Origin of the sequence: Bradyrhizobium sp. 149, assembly GCF_023073915.1 — a bacterium.
Lineage (GTDB): Bacteria > Pseudomonadota > Alphaproteobacteria > Rhizobiales > Xanthobacteraceae > Bradyrhizobium.
Genome location: NZ_JADPKK010000023.1, coordinates 438,971 through 460,099, shown reverse-complemented (window position 1 = coordinate 460,099; position 21,129 = coordinate 438,971). Strand labels below are relative to the sequence as shown.

22 protein-coding genes and 3 pseudogenes are annotated in these 21,129 nt (G+C 62.1%); 11 read left to right on the top strand and 14 right to left on the bottom strand.

Annotation, left to right across the window (positions count from 1 at the left end; all coding sequences use genetic code 11):
* Positions 1 to 22 precede the first annotated feature (22 nt).
* Positions 23 to 265: a hypothetical protein gene (locus IVA88_RS30005; protein WP_247500801.1), complete on the bottom strand. Its 243-nt coding sequence runs from the start codon at positions 263 to 265 to the stop codon at positions 23 to 25.
* A 191-nt stretch (positions 266 to 456) separates the two neighbouring features.
* On the opposite strand from IVA88_RS30005, the gene IVA88_RS30000 reads away from it, so the two are divergent.
* Positions 457 to 666, top strand: a complete 210-nt coding sequence (locus IVA88_RS30000; protein WP_247500800.1) for a hypothetical protein — start codon at positions 457 to 459, stop codon at positions 664 to 666.
* On the opposite strand, the pseudogene IVA88_RS29995 reads toward IVA88_RS30000, so the two are convergent.
* The 8 genes and pseudogenes from IVA88_RS29995 to IVA88_RS29960 form a co-directional block, all read right to left on the bottom strand.
* Positions 642 to 1,200 (bottom strand): annotated as a pseudogene (locus IVA88_RS29995) (HdeD family acid-resistance protein). The gene IVA88_RS30000 and the pseudogene IVA88_RS29995 overlap by 25 nt on opposite strands.
* Positions 1,201 to 1,338: 138 nt before the next feature.
* Positions 1,339 to 1,821 (bottom strand): DUF992 domain-containing protein, encoded by a 483-nt coding sequence (locus tag IVA88_RS29990; protein ID WP_247500799.1) that lies wholly within the window; start codon positions 1,819 to 1,821, stop codon positions 1,339 to 1,341.
* On the bottom strand, positions 1,822 to 1,971 hold the full coding sequence (locus tag IVA88_RS29985; RefSeq protein WP_247500798.1) for a hypothetical protein: 150 nt from the start codon (positions 1,969 to 1,971) through the stop codon (positions 1,822 to 1,824).
* A gap of 167 nt (positions 1,972 to 2,138) precedes the next feature.
* Positions 2,139 to 2,330 (bottom strand): hypothetical protein, encoded by a 192-nt coding sequence (locus IVA88_RS29980; RefSeq protein ID WP_247500797.1) that lies wholly within the window; start codon positions 2,328 to 2,330, stop codon positions 2,139 to 2,141.
* An 83-nt stretch (positions 2,331 to 2,413) separates the two neighbouring features.
* Positions 2,414 to 3,535 (bottom strand): AI-2E family transporter, encoded by a 1,122-nt coding sequence (locus tag IVA88_RS29975; protein WP_247500796.1) that lies wholly within the window; start codon positions 3,533 to 3,535, stop codon positions 2,414 to 2,416.
* Between the two features lie 34 nt (positions 3,536 to 3,569).
* On the bottom strand, positions 3,570 to 3,809 hold the full coding sequence (locus IVA88_RS29970) for a hypothetical protein (RefSeq protein WP_247500795.1): 240 nt from the start codon (positions 3,807 to 3,809) through the stop codon (positions 3,570 to 3,572).
* Positions 3,810 to 3,839: 30 nt separating this feature from the next.
* Positions 3,840 to 5,279 (bottom strand): basic amino acid/polyamine antiporter, encoded by a 1,440-nt coding sequence (locus IVA88_RS29965; protein ID WP_247500794.1) that lies wholly within the window; start codon positions 5,277 to 5,279, stop codon positions 3,840 to 3,842.
* 146 nt (positions 5,280 to 5,425) lie between these two features.
* Entirely contained in the window at positions 5,426 to 5,644 is a 219-nt protein-coding gene (locus tag IVA88_RS29960; RefSeq protein ID WP_247500793.1) for a hypothetical protein, read from the bottom strand.
* Between the two features lie 264 nt (positions 5,645 to 5,908).
* Between IVA88_RS29960 and IVA88_RS29955 the strand changes: the two genes are divergently transcribed.
* Positions 5,909 to 6,622, top strand: coding sequence for a Bax inhibitor-1/YccA family protein (locus IVA88_RS29955; RefSeq protein ID WP_247500792.1), 714 nt, complete (start codon positions 5,909 to 5,911; stop codon positions 6,620 to 6,622).
* A gap of 19 nt (positions 6,623 to 6,641) precedes the next feature.
* Here the strand turns inward: IVA88_RS29955 and IVA88_RS29950 are convergent, their stop codons facing one another.
* The 4 genes from IVA88_RS29950 to IVA88_RS32505 form a co-directional block, all read right to left on the bottom strand.
* Positions 6,642 to 7,145, bottom strand: a complete 504-nt coding sequence (locus IVA88_RS29950) for a DUF1269 domain-containing protein (protein WP_247500791.1) — start codon at positions 7,143 to 7,145, stop codon at positions 6,642 to 6,644.
* A 221-nt stretch (positions 7,146 to 7,366) separates the two neighbouring features.
* Entirely contained in the window at positions 7,367 to 7,792 is a 426-nt protein-coding gene (locus IVA88_RS29945; protein ID WP_247500790.1) for a hypothetical protein, read from the bottom strand.
* Complete coding sequence (locus tag IVA88_RS29940; RefSeq protein WP_247500789.1) at positions 7,747 to 10,098, bottom strand: proton-conducting transporter membrane subunit; 2,352 nt, start codon at positions 10,096 to 10,098, stop codon at positions 7,747 to 7,749. The genes IVA88_RS29945 and IVA88_RS29940 overlap by 46 nt, the downstream gene beginning before the upstream one ends.
* Positions 10,099 to 10,133: 35 nt before the next feature.
* Positions 10,134 to 10,397 carry a DUF3551 domain-containing protein gene (locus IVA88_RS32505; protein WP_346657664.1) on the bottom strand — a complete coding sequence of 88 codons (264 nt, stop codon included), beginning with the start codon at positions 10,395 to 10,397 and terminating at the stop codon, positions 10,134 to 10,136.
* Here IVA88_RS32505 and IVA88_RS29930 point away from each other — a divergent pair.
* From IVA88_RS29930 to IVA88_RS29890, 9 genes and pseudogenes are all read left to right on the top strand, one after another.
* On the top strand, positions 10,303 to 11,253 hold the full coding sequence (locus IVA88_RS29930; RefSeq protein WP_346657657.1) for an efflux RND transporter periplasmic adaptor subunit: 951 nt from the start codon (positions 10,303 to 10,305) through the stop codon (positions 11,251 to 11,253). The genes IVA88_RS32505 and IVA88_RS29930 overlap by 95 nt on opposite strands.
* Positions 11,250 to 12,799 (top strand): annotated as a pseudogene (locus tag IVA88_RS29925) (efflux RND transporter permease subunit). The gene IVA88_RS29930 and the pseudogene IVA88_RS29925 overlap by 4 nt, the downstream one beginning before the upstream one ends.
* Before the next feature lie 144 nt (positions 12,800 to 12,943).
* Positions 12,944 to 14,377 (top strand): basic amino acid/polyamine antiporter, encoded by a 1,434-nt coding sequence (locus IVA88_RS29920; protein WP_247500786.1) that lies wholly within the window; start codon positions 12,944 to 12,946, stop codon positions 14,375 to 14,377.
* A gap of 26 nt (positions 14,378 to 14,403) precedes the next feature.
* On the top strand, positions 14,404 to 15,666 hold the full coding sequence (arcA, locus tag IVA88_RS29915; protein ID WP_247500785.1) for an arginine deiminase: 1,263 nt from the start codon (positions 14,404 to 14,406) through the stop codon (positions 15,664 to 15,666).
* Between the two features lie 55 nt (positions 15,667 to 15,721).
* A complete protein-coding gene (locus IVA88_RS29910) occupies positions 15,722 to 16,741 on the top strand; it encodes a hypothetical protein (protein WP_247500784.1) in 1,020 nt (339 codons plus the stop codon).
* A 12-nt stretch (positions 16,742 to 16,753) separates the two neighbouring features.
* Positions 16,754 to 17,008 (top strand): hypothetical protein, encoded by a 255-nt coding sequence (locus IVA88_RS29905; RefSeq protein ID WP_247500783.1) that lies wholly within the window; start codon positions 16,754 to 16,756, stop codon positions 17,006 to 17,008.
* A 310-nt stretch (positions 17,009 to 17,318) separates the two neighbouring features.
* The gene (locus IVA88_RS29900; RefSeq protein WP_247500782.1) at positions 17,319 to 18,512 is read left to right on the top strand and encodes an ATP-binding protein; all 1,194 of its coding nucleotides are present in this window, start codon (positions 17,319 to 17,321) and stop codon (positions 18,510 to 18,512) included.
* Positions 18,513 to 18,598: 86 nt separating this feature from the next.
* A complete protein-coding gene (locus IVA88_RS29895; protein ID WP_247500781.1) occupies positions 18,599 to 19,228 on the top strand; it encodes a response regulator transcription factor in 630 nt (209 codons plus the stop codon).
* 163 nt (positions 19,229 to 19,391) lie between these two features.
* Positions 19,392 to 20,027: a response regulator transcription factor gene (locus IVA88_RS29890; RefSeq protein ID WP_247500780.1), complete on the top strand. Its 636-nt coding sequence runs from the start codon at positions 19,392 to 19,394 to the stop codon at positions 20,025 to 20,027.
* Positions 20,028 to 20,448: 421 nt separating this feature from the next.
* Here IVA88_RS29890 and IVA88_RS29885 read toward each other — a convergent pair.
* A pseudogene (locus tag IVA88_RS29885) lies at positions 20,449 to 20,575 on the bottom strand (IS256 family transposase); the annotation flags it as partial.
* Between the last annotated feature and the right edge of the window lie 554 nt (positions 20,576 to 21,129).

The following is a 21,129-nucleotide window of genomic DNA, read 5'->3' as shown; positions in this document are numbered from 1 at the left end:
CCGGTACTTCAATGGCGCCTTGTTACTCCTGCGGTGTTCGATCGCTGCGCGCGGGCTCGTCGTAACCCCTGCGGCGGCTATAGAACATCAGTGCGAGCAGGCCGCAGCCGGACACCAGCATCAGGATTGCAGCCCCTGCCAGGATGACGTTGCGGTAAAGCGGCATTGATGGTGTTTCCTGCCATGCCGCCACGGAGTACCAGATCGCCACACCGAGAAGTGCTGCGAGAATGGCTCCGAGAAGCCATGGATTGGTGTGGCGCACGATCTCCTCCATCGTCTGGCTGGGGTTGCATGGCCTTCACAAGCCATTGGCCACCTGCGGATTGCGCAAGCGTGGGCCTAGCGCCATTGCCATCCGCAGCGGCGACGTCCGCGATGCCACCAGCAAACCCAGCGGCGTCGGCGTGGCCGGGGTCGCGGCCGGCCCCAACCCGGACGATGCGGTGGTCCCCATTGGGCTTGCGTCAGGAGATCCGAGGGCCGGCCGGTCTGGCCGAGCTCGGGTGCGATCGGCATCGCTTCCGCAACCGCGATGAAGCGAATGCCGATGGCGCCTATCGCCGCGGCAGCTACCGCATTCTGGGCAAGGCCAAGGAAGGCGCGACGGTTGGGGGTATCCATATCTTCTTCTCCTTATGTTACGCAGTCCGCCGCACGGATTGAAGCGCGTAAAGCAGCCAGGCGAGGCCGTGCGAGATCAGGTCGACGCCGAGCAAGAATCCGAGGACCCATAGGCTCATGGTGGGGAAGCTGAACAGGATCAGCGCGCCCGCGACCAACCCGAAGAGGCCGGAGATCAGCATCATCCATCCGTTCTGGCGCCAATGGACGAAGCTCAGCATGCATCGAATGACGCCTGAGGCGATCAGAACCGCGCCGAGGAAATAAGTGAGGATCAGGGGCGCCAGAGGCGGGCTGGGTCAGCAGCACGAGCCCGAAGGCGACGTAGAGGGCGCCGAGCAGGATCCGCCACAGGAAGCCGCCCCATCCTTTGGTCCAGAAGGCGTGGACGATCTCGAACGCGCCGGCGGCGATCGCGGTCAGGCCGATCAACTTCACGCTGATGATGGTCGCGAACGCCACGTCGCTGAGAGCTGCGATACCGGCGGCGATCAGGACGACGCCAAGCAGAGCGCAGACCCACAGGGGTGGAGGGCCCAGAGCTGCGATGCCGGACCGGCTGTCATAGACTGTCATGCCACGCTCCTGATCTACGAATGATCGGCACCCCGACGCGACGGTAGCTTTGGAGGTGGAGCGTCGACATCCGACGAAACCCTGAGCGACCGTGCGGGAATGTTCGCATGGAGTCTCGGAGGGATCCCCGTGACCGAGCTATCGCCTGCCGCGCGGACCCAGAGTCAGGTTGGTCACGCCCGCCGCGAGATTGATCCCGATCGACCGCTCGATCGAAATCGGCTGCAACATCACGCTCCGGCGCGAGCCGCCAATCAGGACATTGGCTCCGAGGCCGGGGCCGAATGCGACATTGCCGCTCGCGCCTACGTAGTTTCCTCGCAAGGTGGCAGATCCGATTTGCGAATTCTTGGCGAAGACAGTCCACGACAAGCTGCCCGCCGACGTCACGCCCAGGTCGAGGCCAACGCGCCTGATGCGTCCCTCGTAGACATATTGCCGGAGCCGTCTGCGCGAGAAGAACACGCAACGCAGCGATTGTGCCGATCCGAGGACCAGCCCCACGCGCGGTGAGCTGGAGCACAACAGTCTGCCGACCCGGAACATGTCGGCGCGGGCCGGCGAGGCGGCGGTGCAAAGCAACGCACATGCGGCCATGCAAAGGAACCGTATCATTGGCATTCAAGCCTCCATCTGGTTGTTCATGGACGCGGCCGCCGGCCGACGGTCCTGGCGAAGCCAGAACGTGATGCCGAGGCCGGTCAGCAGCACCGCGCCAAGCAGGAAGAAGAAAACAGATTGCTTCAGCCAGGATATCGCCGGGACGGTCACGCCCGTCGCAAGGCCGAGAAACGAAGATTGTAGCGCCCGCGAGGAAGGGTGCCGAGCGCGAGCAACGTCAGCAGGACCAAGCCGGTCGCCGGTGTCGGAAGCAATTGCTGGACACCAGACATCAGCATGATATTCATCGTGACTAGGACGGCGATCCAGTGCAGCGCCTAGGTCCAGATCAACCGGAGCTGGGCCCCCTTGCCTTGCGTCTCCGGCCATTTCGTCACGAAGCAGACCACGCCGATGGCGAGCGCCAGGAATTCCCAGCAGCCGACGAGAGGCCGGTGGGAGACGTTGGTATAGGCGATGCCCGCGACGGCGAGCACCAGCGCCACCACATAAGGGAGTTGCTGCCACAAGAAACGGGCCATCCTGAATTGAGGCGGTGCACGCTCCGGGCCCTCGTTCCGTCGTAGATCGGTCTCGCTCATGGGCCACCCACTCACGATCGGTTGCTGCTGAGCGTCAGCTTGGGGTCGTCGCCGAGATAGTCCTCGACGTAGAACCGGATGATTGCGACACGGCCGATCGCGACTAGGGGCATGGCCATCGCGACGCCCAGGACGCCGAACAGCGCGCCAAGCATGACGATCGCGACCAGCGTCCAGGCAGGGGGGATCTCGACCGCCTGACCTTGGATCAGCGGGCCGATCACATAGCCTTCGATCGACTGGATGATTGTGTAGATGACCACGGCCCAGATCAGCAGCGAGCCGCCGAGTGGCATTGCGACCAGCGCGATCGGAACCGCCGCCACGATCGGTCCGAGGTATGGAATGAAGTTCGACAAGCCCGCCTGCAGTCCGAGCACAAGAGGTCCAGGCAGCCCGACCAGATAGAGTGCGACCCAGACGCACAGCGTCATGAGAATGATCCGGATGAGCTGCCCGATCAGCCACAACCGCATCACGCTGCCCATCTCATCCATGACCTCTCTTGTTCGCGCGCGGTAGGGTCGCTTCACCAACATGACCAGGCTCTCGCGATGGCTGGTCGGATCGAAGGCGAAGAGGATACCGAGGAACACGATGACCAGCGCGCCGGTCAGAAGACTCGACGCTCCGCCGAGCAGGAATTGAGCGTGGCTGAGAAAACGCCCCTGGTCCGAGAACAGCCATTGCGCAAAGTCGCGGCCCCATTCCGGGCCTAGCAGGTCGACGCCGTATGACAGCAGGTGCTCCTGCAGGACGTCGATCTGGCTGTCCATGACGTTCAGCAGGAGGCGGCTCTGCTCCGGTAGCTTGCCCGCGCCCCATACCAATCCAAATGTCGACAGAGCGGAGAACAACAGCAGGACCAGCGTCAGCCGCCAGGCGCGCGCGAGCGGAAGGACCGGGGCCAGCGCCCTTGCGCAGGCATCCAGAAATGCACCGAACAATACGCCTGCAAAGATGAGCAGGAGACTGGACACTGTCTGCCACGCCAGAAACAGGAAGACACAGGCAGCGAGCAGGCTGAGCCCAGTCGCGAGAACGCCGCGCCCGGTGTGCTCCGGCAGACCGCTGGAATAGTCGTGTGGAACGAGTTCGCGAAGCCGTTCCGGCCCTGTCCTGGAATCGCTCATGGATCGGTCCAATCACGGATGATGGTTCGCGCACCTAGGTGCGGACGCGCCGGCTGCCAAAGTGTGGATGCTTTCCGCCGCGATGACGCCAGTAACGGTGCTTGGTCGGATTCGTATTGGTGTTGGGCGCCACGTTCTTCGGCGCCGATACGCCAGTGTCCTTCGGCGCCAGCACCCCCGTGTCAGTCGACTGGGCCAGCAACGCGGTTGGAGATGCGGAAACCGCTACTAGCCCGCTTAGGATCAGGGCGCCCCAGACGGTTCGAATGCTCATCTTCGCCTCCATGCAGCCAAGGACAAGGACTCAAATCGAGATGGCTCCGGTGGACAGTGCGTAGACGCCGGCACATGCGGCGACCGTGATCGCTGCAAAGAGGATCGCCTCGAATGGCCTGAACGTCGATTCCTTGCGCTCGCGCTTGGCGACAAGGAACAGCAGCGTGCCGGGTGCATAGAGGATCGACGACAGCAAGAGAAACGTCGGCCCCCCTGTGTAGATCATCGCGCCGGCGTAGAGCGTCGCGACAGCCGAGCGGATCCAGTCGCCAACGCGGGCACGCTCGCCAGCGTGGTAGGCCTCTCCGGTCCAGGCGAGCTTGAGACCGTAGGCCGCAACAAAGAAATACGGGATCAGCGTCATCGCGCTCGTCATCTTCAAGGCGAGCGTGAATGCGTATTCCGCAAACCAGGTGACGAGAAGGAAAGTCTGGATCACGCAGTTGGTGAGCCAGAGCGCTCCAGCAGGGACCTTGTACTTGTTCACGTTTGCGAGAAAGGAGGGCATGGTGCGGTGGACCGCGGCGGAATGCAGCACTTCAGCCGCCAGAAGTGACCAGGACAGGTAGTTGCCGAGGACCGAGATCAGGAGTGCCACGCTGATGAACACGCCGCCCCAGCGGCCGACGATCGCCTCCATGACGCCGGCCATGGACGGCGTCGGCAGGTCCGCCAGTTCCGGTCGCAGCAGCACACCATAGGACAGCAGTGTCACGAGGACGAGCAGGCTGAGCACCGTCAGGAAACCGACAATGGTTGCGAATCCAACATCGCTGCGGCTCCGGGCATAGCGAGAATAGACGCTGGCGCCTTCAATCCCGACGAACACGAACACGGTCAGCAGCATCGTGTCGCGAACCTGAGTGAGCACATTTGAATGCTCCGGCTGCTCCGTTCCCGTGAAATTCATGGAGAAAAGCCTGCTGTCGAAGGCGATGGCGGCGGCTGCAATGAACAACAGGATCGGAATGATCTTGGCGTAGGTCGCGATCGTATTGAGCGCGGCGGCGCTCTTGATGCCGTGCAGCAGAAGAATGTGCACTCCCCACAGCAGGACGGACGCCGAAGCGATTGCCACCGCCGTTGTGCCGTCACCGAACACAGGGAAAAACTGTCCGAGTGTTGCCTTGATCAAGACGAGACAGGCGACATCCGCAAGGCAGCATCCAATCCAGTATCCCACGGCCGAAGCAAAGCCGATATATTCGCCAAACCCGTCCCTGGCGTAGGCATAAATGCCGGCATCGAGGTCCGGCTTGCGGTGTGACAACGTCTGGAACACGAAGGCCAGCATCAGCATGCCGGTGCCTGCGATCGTCCAGGCGATCATCGCGCCGAGCGCACCCGTGCTCCGCCCGAACGATGCGGGGAGGGCGAAGATGCCGGAGCCAACCATCGACCCCACGACCAGCGCGATGAGCGCATTGCGCGAGAGTTTTTGATCGACCTCGTTCGGTGACGGAGCCATGAAAGATGGCCTTCCAATCCGCGATCGGCGGGCACTGATGCCGGCCGATCCCGGCAGACCTTAAAGGCGGCTTTCCCCCTCGCACATCAGGGATTCTCTGTAGGGAGCAGGGGCAGGAAATCGCCAGACCGTTCTGCACGCCGCCTTCAGGCCTTTGCCGTGGGGCCGGTCGCGCCTTCGCCGGGGCTGGATGATGGCCCCGGAACGGCAGCCAAGAGCACGACGCCGGAACGGCAGAATTCGCCGACCTTCGCGAGCTCGGCCGCAATGCGTTCGGCATGCAGAACTGCCGTACCCTGATCGGCGCATCCGGTCCCATCGGGAGTGAGACCGTATTTGTCCACGATGTGGAAATAGAAGCGCATGTCAGCCGATTAGGCCGTGCCGCGATCATCTCCTAGTGACAAACGCCTAAGGCCCCCCTCCAAAAGGAGGACGGGTGAGCGGCGGCTCCAGGTTGCCCCTTGGTAATGGGCGGGGGCGCGGCGAATGGTTGCTGCGGATCGCCGGAAAATTGCATGGGCAACAGCGTGGTTTCCCCGCCGGCATTCGGGTGATTGTCCGATGCCGTCCTCTGAGCCCGAGGGATAGCCTAGGCTCCGTCAGCAAGCTCTGAGAGGAGGCGAGCAATGTCAAATTATGATCAGAACCTGACGTCCTCGAGTGCGGGCGGTGGTGGCACAATCGCGGTGGACACCGCGCTGCGCGACTACATGCTGCGCATCTACAATTACATGGCCGCCGGCGTTGGCCTGACCGCCGTCGTCGCGTGGCTGACCTATCAGCTGACCGGTCCCGCCTTGCTGCAGAGCCCGTTGATGTGGGTCTTTATCCTGGCCCCGCTTGCGCTGGTCTTCTTCATCGGTTCGCGCATCAATACGCTGTCGGTATCAACGGCACGGCTTCTGTTCTTCATCTATGCCGCCCTGGTCGGGGTGTCGCTCTCGACGCTGTTCCACATCTACACCAGTGCGTCGATCGCACGCGTCTTCTTCATCGCGGCGGCGACCTTCGGGGCCCTCAGCGTATTCGGCTACACCACACGACGCGACCTGTCTGGTCTCGGCACCTTCCTGTTCATGGGCCTGATCGGCGTCATCATTGCCAGCGTGGTCAACCTCTTCCTGCAGTCTTCCGGGCTGGACTGGCTGATCTCGGTCGTGGGCGTCGGTGTCTTTGCCGGACTCACGGCCTACGACACGCAGCGGATCAAGGCGATGTACGACGGCAGGGATGATGAAACGACGGCCGGCCGCAAGTCCGTGATTTCGGCGCTGTCGCTCTACCTCAACTTCATCAACCTATTCATGATGCTGCTGCGCCTCGCGGGCGGTCGGCGCTGAGCGGGCCAATGGCGGCCGTTCAGGCCGCCGGCCGTTCCGTCGCACTTGCGAGCGCGTCGCGCAGGGCCTGTTCCTTGGTGTCATCCAGAGACGTCTTCAGCACGGTCCCCCCGGCGTCCTTGATTTCCTTCAGCACTTTGTCCGCCGTCATGTTCTTGATCAGGACGAACAAGGCGGCGTTGCCGGTGTGGAGCGAGGCGGACAATTCCTTCATGAAGGCGTCGTCGATGCCGAAATCGGACAGGGCGCCACCGAGCGCGCCGGATGCCGCGCCGAGCGCGACACCGAGGATCGGATTGAGGAATATGACGCCGATCAGAAGTCCCCAAAAGCTTCCGGTCATCGCGCCCATCGCCGTCGCGTTGACGAGTTGATTGAGCTTGATGCCGCCGGAATCCGTTTTCACGGCGATCACAGCGTCGCTGATCGTGATCAGATACTCCTTCTGCAGCCTGAGCAGCCGTTGACGCACTTCTTCGGCCTTTGCCTCGGATGGATACACGATCGCCACGAGATCGGACATGCAAGCCTCCTGCTGGATCGAGGTCCGCCGGCTAAGTCTGGTAGGCCCCGGCTAGACACGCTGACAAAGATTAGCTGCCGGTCCGCCGTGGCGGCATCGGAGAAAACCCTGGGGTGTAGGGATGAATGTTCCTGATCACCGGCTGGGTAGGGCACGGCATTCGCCACCGATGCTTGACGTTCCGTCTCACACGGCCATAATCAGCGCGCCGAATAGCAAAGCTAGCGCGAGAAGGCAGATGCTTGCCGCCGGCCATTGGCAGAGAATGCCGTTGCCCCGCTCGACAAGACGGTCAGATGCACGGCAAATGCGTCGGAATGGATCGAGTGTTTGGGTGGCGAACTTCCAACGCGCCGACACCCAAGCTGCTGCGACGAGGGCGTGAGCAGAATCGCCAACACGACGCCTCCCAGGACGGTGAAAAACGTTTTGGAGAGCATCCCGGTTTCGATGAGGCCTGACGTCGAAGTGTTGGGGACGGGCAGATAGGGAGTCCAAGGCAGAAGTCCCAGCAATAGCGAGCACAATGCCAGGACGAGCGCCGCCGCGTTCCGGAGGCGCGGTGCCGGGCCGACCAACGCAATCGGATCGTCCGAGGGCGCTAGCGCGTGAGCCAGCACCAGCACCACGTAGGCGGCCGTGAACATTCCGCCCGCTTCGAGGGCGATTGCCCACCACCACTGCCCCGTTCCCGCCGCAGCGAGGTGCAACAGCTCTTTCGCCAGGACGCGCCGCTCGGCTGTACGCCGATCAGCGCGATACCCGCGACGGCGAAGGCCAGGACACTCAACGGCAAGGCGCGTGCGACACCCCGGAGCCCGGTGATGCGATCATGGCCCAGGCCGACGTAGATGGATCCGGCAGCCATGAACATTGCCGCTTTCGCGGTGGCATGAGAGACGGCCTGCAGCAGACCGCCTGCCAAAGCTTCGCCACTCTCCAGCTTGCCCGAAGCATCGAGCGCGAGTGGAATCATCAGGAAGAGATATCCGATCTGGGCCAACGTAGAATAGGCAATCAGAAGCTTCAGTCGCTGCTGGCGCAGCGCGACAATGCTGCCGAACGCGATTGCGGCCGCTCCCAGAGCGGCGAGCAGTTGGGCTGCTGCAAAACCGGGCAGTCCGGGCATCACCTGGAACCAGAGCCGCACGATGATGAAGAACGATCCCTTGACGACGAGGCCGGACAGAATCGCACTGGCGGCAGGCGGTGCGCCTGCATGAGCGGGCGGGAGCCAGAGGTGCAGCGGAAAAAGCGCGGTCTTGGCCAGAAGACCGGTTGTCATCAATGCCGCCGCGACCCGCGCGGCAGGCTCCGCTCCGGTCTGATGCGACAGCAGCACGATGTCCAGAGTGCCATATAGACCGTAGAGGAGTGACGTGCCCAGCAAATAGAGCACGGAGCCGAACAATGCGAACAGCAGATACAGTATCGCGGCCCGCAGCGTCTCCGGGCGCCCATCCAGCGAGACCAGCGGTACCGCGGCGAATGTCAGCAATTCTAGCGCAACGTAAAGCGTGAAGAGGTCTCCGGCGACAAAGATGGTGTTCAGCGCTCCCCAGACGGTCAGCAGCAAGGTCCAGAACGCGAATTGCGCGCGGGTTTCGTGCGCCGTTACGGAGAAATCAGCATAGGAAAAGACGGCGACCGCGCAGATCACGATTGCGGTCGCCCCGAGCATCACCGCGGATAATCCGTCCGCGCGCAGTGCCACCCCGAGCGGCGGCGGCCACGCGCCGAGCAGATAAACGAGAGGTCCCGTACTCCGCGGCAGCGCCAGCAGAGTCGCCACCGCGGTCGCCAGTCCAAGCGGGCTCGTCGCGCATGCGACCAGCCTGACGTGTCGGTCGCCCAGAACGAAGGCCAGCAACGCGCCGCTGATTGGGATGGCAATCGACAGCACCAGCACGAAGCCGCTCGGGGTTGTTGCCGCGTCAAGCGCTGGGGAGGGGGGCATCAGCCACCGGCCTGATCCGGGCCGTCCTCCGGCGACCCACCACTTCTTGGCGCCGCGGAGGCGGTCGCCCGGCACAACCGGAGCAGGAGCGCAATTGCCAGAGCCGTTGCGGAAAAAGCGACGACCACACCGGTGATCACCGAGGCCTGCGGCACGGGATCGTTGCCCATCCCGGGCGCCGCACCTCGCCGCCCAACAGGAGGAACACGCCGCTGCCGAGCAGATTGCCGTGCCGAGCAGCAGCAGCGCCGCCATGCCCCCGGTCCCGATCAATTGGGTCGCCGTCACGCGGTCAGCGTCGCCAGGGCCACGCAGGATCGACACCAGGCCAAGCGCCAGCATCGCCAGTATGAAGCGGACCGCGGCCGTCAGGAACTCAGTCATTGTAAAGCGCTCGCACCAGGCCGCTTCCTCCCGGGCAAGCTCGGCGACCACGGCCTGTTCGACGTCAAGGCAATGATAGAGGAGTTGCGCGTTCGCTTCTCCGGCCAGCACCGTGCCAGGCAACAGGCTGGTCAGCGTCGCGAATACATTCCGGCGCTGGCCACGAGGAAGACGCGTTGGATAGGTGATGAATCCGGGGCGCAGCGGCAGGCGGGGATCGAGTGCGCGCCTTGCGACGTCCGTTCCGGCCACGACGGAGTGATACAGGAACAGACACCCCAATTGGAGGATGGCACGAGGCGAGCGCCGCGACGTGGCCGGCCCCAGTAAAGCCAAGCTCGTCCAGGTGGCCGCGGCGACCGCACGCGCATCTTGCTTTCCGGAAGAGCCTCTCACATCGGATCCCTCGATCGGTGACAGGTTGGCCCGTACCATCCTGCGGTGTTTCGCAAACGGGGCCTTGCACATCGAATGCTGCATCTCGGCGGCGGCTCTGCTTTTGGTGTCCGCAGCCGGGAGTTGCTCGGTAAGTCGAAGCGACAGCTCGCGTAGCGATATAGCAGCATCCATACCGGTTCCAAGGGCGTCCACGAGCGGATCGTTCGACGCCATCGCTTTGGACGGGCTCTTGCGGCCCTACCGCGCAACTAGCGCGACGCCTGCCGTGGGAAGCAGGTGCCGCCTCTGCCGCTGCGTGACGCGCGGCACTGATCCTCGGTCGAGTATCTGAAGTTCACCATTCCCTTGAACTTGGAGCACCATTGGCTCTGCTGAGCTTGCGCAGGTACCGTTGATGGCACGACCAACAGCATTCCCGTGATTGCGGTTGCCACTAAGACAAGCTTTCGCGAGGCGGAGGACCAAGTGAGCGTTGCCTTCCGGATCTCCGGACGCTTGCTTGCGAACCACACCAAGCTAGGTGACAGGGTTGAGGGCGGCCAGCTGCTGGCCCAACTGGAGTCTCAGAACGAGCTGAGCGCATTGCGGCAGGCGAAGGCGACTTTTTCCGCTGCACAGGCCCAGCTGACGCAAGCGCGTAACCACTATGAGCGCCAGGAGACGCTGTTGGCGCAGGGGTGGACCACGCGTGCCAATTTCGAAGCGGCAACGCAAGCACGACACACCTCCCAGTCGCAGGTCGAGGCCGCGGAAGCGCAAATCAGTTCCGCGCACGATCTCGTCAGCTTCACTGAGCTGCGAGCCGACGCGCCCGGCAAGATCACCGCGACGGTGCCGTCGGCGGGCGAGGTGGTTCAGGCCGGGCAAATGATCGCGAGGATCGCCCGGCAGGATGGCCGGGACGCGGTCTTCGACGTCCCGGCTCAGATGGTCAGATCGGCGCCCGCCGACGTGCAGGTCACCGTCAGCCTGGCCGATGATCCGACGATCACGGCGCAAGGCCGCATCCGTCAGATCGCTGCGCAAGCGGACCCCGTCACCCGCACCTTCGAGGTCAAGGTCGGCTTGACGGATCCGCCGACAGCCGTGCGGCTCGGCGCCACCGTGAACGGACGTATCGAGACCGGCTCCGGGCCGGTGATCGACATACCCGCAACAGCTTTGACGCGGATCGATCGGCAGCCGGCCGTCTGGATCGTCGATCCCTCGACGAACGTCGTGTCGGCGCGAAACGTCGACATCCTGCGCTTCGACCAGGCCGACGTCATCATCTCGCAGGGATTGGACGCAGGGGAGATCATCGTCACCGCTGGCGTTCAGGCTCTTCATCCCGGCCAGAAGGTGCGCGTGCTCGGGGCGGCGCCATGAGCGGGCTCAACCTTTCCGAATGGGCGCTCAAGCATCGCTCGGTGGTGGTCTACGCCATGTTGGTTGCCGTGATCGCCGGCTACCTCGCCTATTCCGCCTCGGCCGGAATGAGGATCCATCGTTCACTATCAAGACGATGCTCGTTCAGGCGGCCTGGCCGGGCGCAAAGGCCGAAGAGACGATGAAGCAGGTGACGGAGCGGCTCGAGCGACGATTGCAGGAGACGCCCCATCTGGACTTCCTGCGCAGCTTCACCCGGGCGGGCATGGTCACGATTTTCGTCAACCTGAAGGGGAGCGCGAAGGCAAGGCAGGTCACCGATACCTGGTACCAGGTGAGGAAGAACATCGGTGACATGCGCCGCACGCTGCCGGCGGGAGTTGTCGGCCCCGGCTTCAACGATGATTTCGGCGACACCTTCGGCATCATCTATGGCTTTACGAGCGACGGTTTCTTCCAGCGGGAGTTGCGTGATCACGTCGAGGAGATCCGCTCGCGATTGCTCCAGATCCCGGACGTATCGAAGATCGAGCTGCTGGGCGCACAAGACGAGGTGATTTTCGTCGAGTTCTCAAAGCAGGCGCTTGCGACGATCGGCGTCGATCGGGCGGCTCTGCTCGCCGCGCTGCGATCGCAGAACATTGTTCGTCCGGCGGGCGTGATCCAGACGGGCAAGGAGACCATTTCCGTTCGGGTTTCCGGCGGCTTCCAATCCGAGCAGGACATCGCCGGCGTCAATTTTGTTGCAAGCGGTCGCACCATCCGCCTGAGTGATCGCGCAGGTGCGGCGCGGCTACGTGGATCCGCCGCAGCCGATGTTTCGGGTCAATGGTCAGCCGGCAATCGGGCTCGCTATCGCAATGCGCGATGGCGGCGACATTCTCGCGCTCGGTCGCCACGTCAAAGGCGCGATGGCGCAGATCACGGCCGACCTGCCGATCGGAATCGAGCCGACGCTCGTCGCCGACCAAGCCGTCGTGGTCGGCAACGCGATCGGCGAATTCATGACCTCGCTGCTGCAGGCGATCGCCATCATCATGGTGGTAAGTTTCATCAGCCTCGGAATCCGCCCGGGCCTCATCATCGCGCTTGCCATCCCGTTGAGCAGAGCTTTCCGCGGCTGTTGATGGTCGTGAGCGTGGCGCCGCTCGGCATGATCGGTGTTGTCGCCGCGCTGCTACTTTCGGGGAGGTCGATGGGTTTCGTCACCATTCTCGGCGTTCTCGCCTTGCTTGGCATGATCAGCAAGAATGCCGTGATCTTGATTGGCCAGATCGATGCGGAGCGGGCGGAGGGCAAGAGCCCCTGGGAGGCGGCGCTGGATGCCAGCAGCTCCCGCTTTCGTCCCATCATGCTGACTGCAATATCGACCGTGCTCGGCGTGATCCCGATCGCTCCGACCGTGTTCTGGGGACCGATGGCGGTCGCAATCATGGGTGGCCTGCTGGTTGCGACCTTGCTGACGCTGATTTTGCTGCCGACACTCTACGGGACCTGGTTCGGAGAAAAGGGAGAAGCCGAAGCTTCCACTTCGTCTCCAGTGTGAGCGCTCCGTCACCGGCGAGGAGAATCCCGATCCTCGACTAGGTAATCACCTAATATTCTGGCCGCGGCGCAAGGTGCATGGTGCGACCGGTGGGCAAGTCGATCGACCGGGATGCAACGCACGCTCGTGTCGCGAGGTCTTCACATGACTGAGACGTCCTCAATCCAGAAGCTCTCGTTGTTCGCGTTGACCGCGATGGTGGTCGGCTCGATGGTCGGCTCGGGTATCTTTTCACTGCCGAGAACCTTCGGTATCGCCACCGGGCCGTTCGGAGCCATCTTCGCCTGGTGCATCGCCGGCGGCGGCATGTACACCCTCGCGCGGGTGTTCCAGGCGCTGGCGGAACGAAAGCCCGAGCTCGATGCCGGCGTCTATGCTTATGCGAAGGAGGGGTTTGGCGACTATCCCGGCTTCCTGTCGGCATTCGGATACTGGGTCGGCAGCTGCATCGGCAACGTCTCCTATTGGGTGCTGATCAAGTCGACGCTCGGCGCTTTCTTCCCGGTCTTCGGCGACGGGAACACCGTGATCGCGATCGTCGTCGCCTCGATCGGAATATGGCTGTTCCACTTCATGATCCTGCGCGGTGTGCAGCAGGCAGCTGCGATCAACACGATCGTGACGATCGCGAAGATCGTACCGATCCTCGTCTTCATCGTGATCCTGATCGTTGGGTTCAAGGCGGACCTGTTTCGAGCGAATTTCTGGGGCGGAGAGGGCATGCCGGACAAGGGTCTGTTCGAGCAGATTCGCGCGACCATGCTGGTCACCGTGTTCGTCTTTCTCGGCATTGAGGGCGCCAGCGTCTATTCACGCTACGCCAAGGAACGTGAGCATGTCGGCGCTGCGACCATTCTGGGATTTGCGATCGTGACGAGCCTGATGGTGCTCGTGACCATGCTGCCCTATGCCGTGCTTCCCCGCGCCGAGATCGCCGGCATGCGGCAGCCCTCGATGGCGACGGTGCTGGAGGCCCTCGTCGGACATTGGGGCGCGATCTTCGTCAGCGTCGGGCTCCTGGTTTCGGTGTTGGGGGCCTATCTCGCCTGGTCGCTGATCTGCGCCGAGGTGCTCTCCGCCGCCGGCCGGACCAGGGACATGCCGGCCCTGTTCGGCACGGAAAATGCGAACAAGGTGCCGGCTGCGGCGCTTTGGCTCACCAATGTGATCGTTCAGCTCTTCGTCATCAGCACCTATTGGTCGCAGGATGCGTTCGCGTTGATGCTCAATCTGACGAGCGTGATGTCGCTGATTCCGTTCTTCCTCGTCGCAGCCTATGGGCTTCTGCTCACGGGGCGAGGCGAGACCTATGAGAAGAGCGGCCGCGCTAGAACGCGCGACATGGTCTTTGCCGGCATCGCCGTCATCTACACGCTATTCCTGATCTACGCCGCCGGAATGAAGTTCCTGCTGCTGTCCTTGATCCTCTATGCCCCCGGTACGGCACTCTACTTCTGGGCGCGTCTGGAGCAGAAGGCGAGGGTGTTTACGGCCGTCGAGTGGGCCATCTTCATCGCCGCCGCCCTTGGCGCCGCTATCGGTATCCACGGATTGGCCACCGGCTACATCACCATCTAGGCAACGCAACTCCCGGGAGAATTCCCATGGCAAAGCAGGCGTCGGACGGCTCGGTTTCCTTCGGGGTCCATTCGGAGGTCGGTCAACTCCGGAAGGTGATGGTCTGCTCGCCCGGCCGCGCCCATCAACGCCTCACGCCGTCCAATTGCGACACCCTGCTGTTCGACGACGTGCTGTGGGTCGAAAACGCCAAGCGCGATCACTTCGACTTTGTGCAGAAGATGCGCGACCGCGATATCGAAGTCGTCGAGATGCACAATCTGCTGGCGGAGACGGTCGCGATCCCCGAGGCCAGGAAGTGGATTCTCGACAACCAAGTCGTTCCCGATCAGGTCGGCCTCGGCCTCGTCGATGAGCTGCGGGGCTACCTGGAAAGCCTCAAGCCGCGCGACCTGGCCGAAACGCTGATTGGGGGCGTTTCGACCCATGACTTCCCGGATGCCCATGGCGGCGAGATGCTCAAGCTCGTCCGCGAGGCCGCCGGCATGACCGAGTATCTGCTGCCGCCGCTTCCCAACACGCTGTATACGCGGGACACGACCTGCTGGATCTACGGCGGGGTCACGCTGAACTCGCTCTACTGGCCCGCCCGGCACGAAGAACCGATCCTCACAACAGCCATCTACATGTTCCATCCGGATTTCGCCGGCAAGGTCAATGTCTGGTGGGGCGATCCGACGCGGGACCACGGCCTTGCGACGCTGGAAGGCGGCGATGTGATGCCGATCGGGAAGGGCAACGTGCTGATCGGGTTGAGCGAGCGCACCTCGCGGCAGGCGATCAGCCAGGTCGCCGCGGCCTTGTTCAAGAACAAGGCGGCGGAGCGCGTGATCGTTGCCGCGATGCCGAGGCTCCGTGCGGCGATGCATCTCGACACCGTCTTCACGTTCGCTGACAGGGATTGCGTTCTGCTGTATCCCGACATTGTCAACAACATCGCGGCGTTTTCCTACCGGCCAGCCGACAATTCGGCCGGCCTCGAGCTGCGCAGGGACGAAAAGCCGTTCGTGGACGTCGTGGCCGAAGCCCTTGGCCTGAAGAAGCTGCGTGTGATTGAGACCGGGGGCAACGCCTATATGCGCGAGCGCACACAGTGGGACAGCGGCGCCAATCTGGTTTGCGCCTCCCCGGGCGTGGTGTTCGCCTATGACCGCAATACCTACACCAACACCCTGCTGCGCAAGGAAGGGATCGAGGTGATCACCATCGTCGGGGCAGAGCTCGGGCGGGGCCGGGGAGGCGGTCATTGCATGACCTGTCCGATCACCAGGGATGCGGCAGACTACTAGACTATGCGGATCGACTGGTGAGGCCAGCGTGTCAGGGCGGAGCGCCGCTCCGGCCTTGCACCAGCGATCGACCGGATCAGGCGCAGGTTTGGCTCCATACGTTTATTCCGCGACGGGCGAGCGAAAACCTTTCGGCAAATTACGAAATGGCGATCCATCGATTCAATCACTGATTTTGAATCATACCACTAACACGCCACAATCGCCGCCCAGGCTAGGGCGATTCCTGGTGCACGGAAAGCCATCGAGGAACACCATGCGCGGGTCGAGTGCTCTTTTGCCGGTCCTAGGATTGTTGGGAACCGGCACTGCGTGGGCAGCGGACGTCGATCTCACCGAACTGAAGGCGAGCAGCCCCGTACCGTATTACACCGCTCCGTCATGGAGCGTCGTCGGCTCCGTCATGCCGAACTTCACCGATAATGCCTTGTTCAGCCGGGACAATCGCAAGTCCGATTTCTTCTATGAGCCCGACGTGAGCGTCAGGCTGGCCGGGAACCTCACAGAGGACCTGTCGTACCGGCTCTATGCACGCGCACAATTTGACGCCTTCGCGAGAGAGAAAGACGGCAATGCCGCAGTGGCGCGGATGGGAGCGCGCGTGACGGAGAATTGGGACGGCTGGCGCTTCTCCGCCATCTACGAGCACCGATACGATTTCGACGGGGTCTATCGCAATCTCGCTTTCACGTCGGAAGACGTGATGGGCTCGGTGGCGCGCGACTTCCGCGTGAGCAATGTGACATTCTCACCGCTGTTGCTCCTGACCTACCGGTTTTCTGATCTCGCGGAAGCTCGCCGCTGGCGCTTCGATGCCTTGCTCGGCATTGAGGTCAAGCTCGATCCAAAATGGTCGATCGTCAGCACGCCGTTGTTCGAAGCCTTCTGGTTCACCGACGGGCTGAACAGGGGACGACAGGATCAAATCTACTCCGCGGATATCGGCCTGAAGTATAATTTTGCCAGCAACGTTTCGCTTACGACGAGCGTGCTGTACGAGGCGCGAGAATCGAACGTCATGGTGCGGCGCTACAGGGATCTCAGGATCGGTCCCCGACTTGATTTTGCGTTTTGAGAGGTCTGCAAGATGACGTTGAGGCGTGCTCGGGTGGTGATCGGGGTCATTGTCGGTTTGACGGCAGCATCCGCCGCGGCCGCGGACCCGCGCGACTCTGCTGACCGGAGCCAGCGTCTGGATACGGATGCACTCAGGGACGATGCCGGCATCCAGCGGCTGCGCGTGCCGTCTCATCCGCTGGCGATCGCGCCGCCGCAACAGCCTGCGCCAAACGCGAAGAAAGGAAAGAAAAATAAGTCCAACACGCGCGATATGAGCCGCTAGCACATCGCGTCTCAGCCATGGTGCGATCGCCTCGACGCGATGATGAAAGCTGTTTGCGCCGCTTGAGTATCTGTTGCACCTTATTTGAATTGCGGCGGGACAATCTGGCAAAAACCACTCATCCGATCCCTCCCGATGTCGTCTCACAGCTACGAGATTTTATTCTGTCAGCAACACTACCTGGTGGTGTGATCAACCTGACGGTGTATACTCTGCCGACCCCAAGGGAGGAGACTCTCGATCTTCAGCTTCAATGTATTGAGCTTCAATATGTTGAGCTTCAACGTCGGGCGTCACCGGTGAATAGTGAGTGCGTACCGTGAAGTTACATAGCTCGCCCGCCCGTCAGTCGAGTGGAACCAGTATCAAAGCGTGGTTGCGACTTGGCTCGGAAGAAACCAGCGAACGCCTCTACTGGGTCTTCTCACCCGATCTTCTTTTTGCAGTACGCCCTTCGTTTGAAGGGCACTTCGTGTATGAGGGGATCAATCCGGCGTTCGAGCTTCGTCTCGGCGTCTCGTCGGAAGACATCCGGGAGATGGACGTTTCCAATTGCCTCGGCCGGGACGACGCCAGAGCCGTCAGCGAAGCTCTCCGGGCGTGTTTCGCAGAAGGAACAGAGGTCAGGATTCGCCATCGCCTTGCGTTTGGTGGACAGCGTCAGACTATGGAAACGACGATCGTTCCGATCATGGACGCCGCGGCCGCTGGTGCGGTCCGGTTGATCGGCAGCCATCGCGTCGCGCCCAATGGACTTCTTGAAAACGCCGTTGAACGGTCGGACGCCGCGCAGGCGAGCGTCAATTTGCTATCCATTCAGGAGGATATCCAGCAACGGATTGCGTCCGATCTGCATGACTCGACGTGTCAGCATCTGATTGCCGCGAGCCTCGGTCTGATGCGGATCCGGCGGACCATGGCCGATCCGGTCGGGGCCGAGCGCCTCTGCGATGAGATCGACGCGTCGATCGATGAGGCTCTCAGGGAAATCCGCGCTTTTGCCTACCTGCTGCACCCGCAGAATCTGACAGCCGAAGGGCTCAAGGTCACGATCGAGCATTATGCCGATGGATTCGCGGCGCGCACGTCGTTGCGGGTCACGACCAGGATCGTGGCCGACGTCGATCGATTGCCCTACGAGAAGCAGCGTTCATTGCTCCGGGTCGTTCAGGAAGCTCTCACGAACGTATTCCGCCACGCAAAGGCAACGGAGGTGAGGATCGTCATCGACGGGACCGGCAGCCATTTTCGGCTGACCATCAGCGACAACGGGCGCGGCCTTCAGGCCGGCCGCGCGAACCGGGCGATATCGACCGGCGTTGGAATTCCAGCCATGAGAGCAAGACTTGAGCAGATCGGAGGTTCGCTGGAGATCCGCTCCGATCGGGCAGCGCACCGTTCCGGCACCGTTCTGTGCGCAGTCTTTCCGCATGCGTTGGTCTCGAACAGGCGAAACCGGCGAAAGGACGCCACTGTCATGAGGGTCCCCGCAGGCACCCACTGAGGGAAGAAAAACACTGATCACCGGCGGTAGGTGGAAACGGGTTCGTTTCGGCCCCAACCGCCGAGTAACGGCACTGGAGTGCTCGCATGAAGCGATTTCTCATCGCAGATGACCACGAAGCGGTTCGGTCGGGCTTGCGAGCGGTGCTCGAACAACGAGCGGATTGGGAAGTGGTCGCCGAGGCGAACGACGGCGGCAAGGCGCTGTCAGCGGCGATCGAAAGCCGGCCTCACGTGGCCATCGTCGATTTTTCCATGCCGCGAATGACCGGACTGGAGGTCGCGCGGCGGATCAGGGAATATCCGCTGCAGACCGAGGTCCTGATTTTCACGGTGCACAGCTCCGGTCTACTCGCCCAGCAGGCATTCGAGGCCGGTGCGCGCGCTTTCCTAGTGAAATCGGACGCAAACAGATTGTTGATGGCGGCCGTCGACTCGCTTCTGGCGCACAAGCGGTTCTGTACCGAAAGGTGCCGGAACGAACTGAACGGCGGATCTGGCAGCAGTGCAGACAGGCACCCGGGGCTCACCCCACGCGAGCAACTCGTCGTCAAACTGGTTGCCGAAGGCTACAGCAATAAGGGCATCAGCGCGGTCCTCAACCTCAGCGTCAAGACCACTGAGGCTCATCGAGCCGCCGCGATGCGCAAGCTGGACGTGAGTTCGACTGCGGGCCTGGTCCGATACGCCGTCCGCGCGCAGCTGATCGAGGCATGACATTTGCCTTGCTGAGGTTTGATGGCCGCGGCCGGGTCGGTACATTCGCCCGGCTATCTCGGGGTTTTGCAGGATAATGCTTCGACCCGCGATCGGTATGATCGCTCGACTGTTCTGCTGCCGATCATCTCCGCCGATTGCGCTCGGATAGGGGAACGATGCCGTGAAGCGCATCTTGATTGCGGATGATCATGAAGTCGTGCGTTCAGGGCTGCGCGCGATTATCGAAACACGCTCCGACTGGATCGTTGTCGGCGAAGCAACGAATGGCGAGCAGGCCGTCGCATTGGCTTTGGAGACGAGACCGGACATCGTGATCGTCGACTATTCGATGCCCCTCATGAATGGGTTGGAGGTCAGCCGCCGCTTGAAGTCGCTTCGCTTGTGCAGTGAAATTCTGATTCTAACGATGCATGAAAGCGAAGAGCTGCTGACCGAAGCCATTCTGGCGGGTGTCCGTGGCTTCTTGTTCAAATCGGATGCGAGGAAACACCTATTGTCCGCTGTCGAAGCGCTGGTGGATCGCAGACCTTATTTCACCAGCGTGTTGCTGGAGAAAATGCTTCACGACTACCAGCTTAACAAGCTGAACAAGTCGGAGATGTTGCTCAGCTCGCGCGAGCAGAGCGTGGTCCAGTTGATAGCGGAAGGTCATACCAACAGGTCCATAAGCATCATTTTGCAGTTGAGCGTGAAGACCGTCGAGACCCATCGTGCTTCGGCAATGCGCAAGCTGAGGATGTCGTCGACCGCTGAACTGGTTCGCTATGCCATCCGCAAGAAACTGGTGGCGCCCTGAGATTCTTGCCGTACCCGGCTTTTCGTCAACTCCGTTCCGCTGAACATGCTGATCGCGCCCGAGCGGTCGAGCGTTGCCCGAGTGCGTTGCTGGCGGACTATCTCATGGGGCGCAGACGCCCGGAGCGAAACGACCGAGCCCAGCAGCAGAACGGGAGCGGCGCTGTTCTGATCAAGCCGGAGCTGGACGCTGCAAAGCACAACGTTGAATTTGCTGTGCTTATTCGAATTTGGCGCCGGCAGAGATCCGGCACCGAGCTCGCATGTCTATGCCGCCCAACCGGAGCTGGAGAGGAGTCTTGCTCTGACGAACCGGACTATTGCTCATGCCGTGGGGGATGGAGGTTCGGAACTGGATCGTGTCCCGTGGCGTGGTGTAGCTGGCGGAGGGTCGCCGCGTCCGCCGGTAAGGGCCGGGCTGGTCAGCCGGCGATTGCCGGAAGGCTGACGGTCGGATCATCGCTCAATGGTGCGATGGTTTCCAGCGTCATGTAGCGGGCACGCTGGACGGCCCCACTCATCGTTTTGCTCGAGCAGGATCGCGCCGATGAAGGTGCGAGCGTTCGCATGAATTCCGCTCCAACGAAGGTTGTGCAGCGGTTTGAGCTCGTCAGTTTCATCTGAACCGGCATCTTTCCAATGCAGCGTTGACTGGTAAGGCTGCGGTTGCATTGTCTTCCAATTCAATGCCGGAACCGAGACCGGCTGTGGATAGCCAGGGACAGCACGTATCAGATCACGATGAGCGCTCGGCAAACACACCGGATCGACAATTTCCGCGCAAAGAGAACCATCTCTTGATCTACGGTGATCTTTTTGGCTGGACTTACCCCAAATTGGCCGATGATGGATTGGGGCGAGAATTCAAGTGTTCATTGGTTACAGGGCCGCGTGTGCACGATGTGTGCACCGAGAGATCAAGAAAAATCGATCGTTAGCAAGCGCGGGGGAGCGCTCCTTGGACTGATGCGGGTTTGGGCAGGGGACTGGCGCGAGCTTGAGGGCTAACGGTGCACGCCACCAACGAGATCTCTATTCGGCTTTCAGTCGATGCCGCGGCCATTTGCGGTAAAGACAAAAACAGTGGCGTTCGGAGGTTCGAG

What these genes read in the sequence shown, in the direction of transcription:
- IVA88_RS29945 (WP_247500790.1), bottom strand. Translation starts at nt 7,792, where the DNA reads ATGTTCACGGCCGCCTACGTGGTGCTGGTGCTGGCTCACGCGCTAGCG.
- IVA88_RS29905 (WP_247500783.1), top strand. Translation starts at nt 16,754, where the DNA reads ATGACGTTGAGGCGTGCTCGGGTGGTGATCGGGGTCATTGTCGGTTTG.
- arcA (WP_247500785.1), top strand. Translation starts at nt 14,404, where the DNA reads ATGGCAAAGCAGGCGTCGGACGGCTCGGTTTCCTTCGGGGTCCATTCG.
- IVA88_RS29920 (WP_247500786.1), top strand. Translation starts at nt 12,944, where the DNA reads ATGACTGAGACGTCCTCAATCCAGAAGCTCTCGTTGTTCGCGTTGACC.
- IVA88_RS29970 (WP_247500795.1), bottom strand. Translation starts at nt 3,809, where the DNA reads ATGAGCATTCGAACCGTCTGGGGCGCCCTGATCCTAAGCGGGCTAGTA.
- IVA88_RS29940 (WP_247500789.1), bottom strand. Translation starts at nt 10,098, where the DNA reads ATGGCGTCGAACGATCCGCTCGTGGACGCCCTTGGAACCGGTATGGAT.
- IVA88_RS29955 (WP_247500792.1), top strand. Translation starts at nt 5,909, where the DNA reads ATGTCAAATTATGATCAGAACCTGACGTCCTCGAGTGCGGGCGGTGGT.
- IVA88_RS29895 (WP_247500781.1), top strand. Translation starts at nt 18,599, where the DNA reads ATGAAGCGATTTCTCATCGCAGATGACCACGAAGCGGTTCGGTCGGGC.
- IVA88_RS29990 (WP_247500799.1), bottom strand. Translation starts at nt 1,821, where the DNA reads ATGCCAATGATACGGTTCCTTTGCATGGCCGCATGTGCGTTGCTTTGC.
- IVA88_RS29950 (WP_247500791.1), bottom strand. Translation starts at nt 7,145, where the DNA reads ATGTCCGATCTCGTGGCGATCGTGTATCCATCCGAGGCAAAGGCCGAA.
- IVA88_RS29965 (WP_247500794.1), bottom strand. Translation starts at nt 5,279, where the DNA reads ATGGCTCCGTCACCGAACGAGGTCGATCAAAAACTCTCGCGCAATGCG.
- IVA88_RS29975 (WP_247500796.1), bottom strand. Translation starts at nt 3,535, where the DNA reads ATGAGCGATTCCAGGACAGGGCCGGAACGGCTTCGCGAACTCGTTCCA.
- IVA88_RS29960 (WP_247500793.1), bottom strand. Translation starts at nt 5,644, where the DNA reads ATGCGCTTCTATTTCCACATCGTGGACAAATACGGTCTCACTCCCGAT.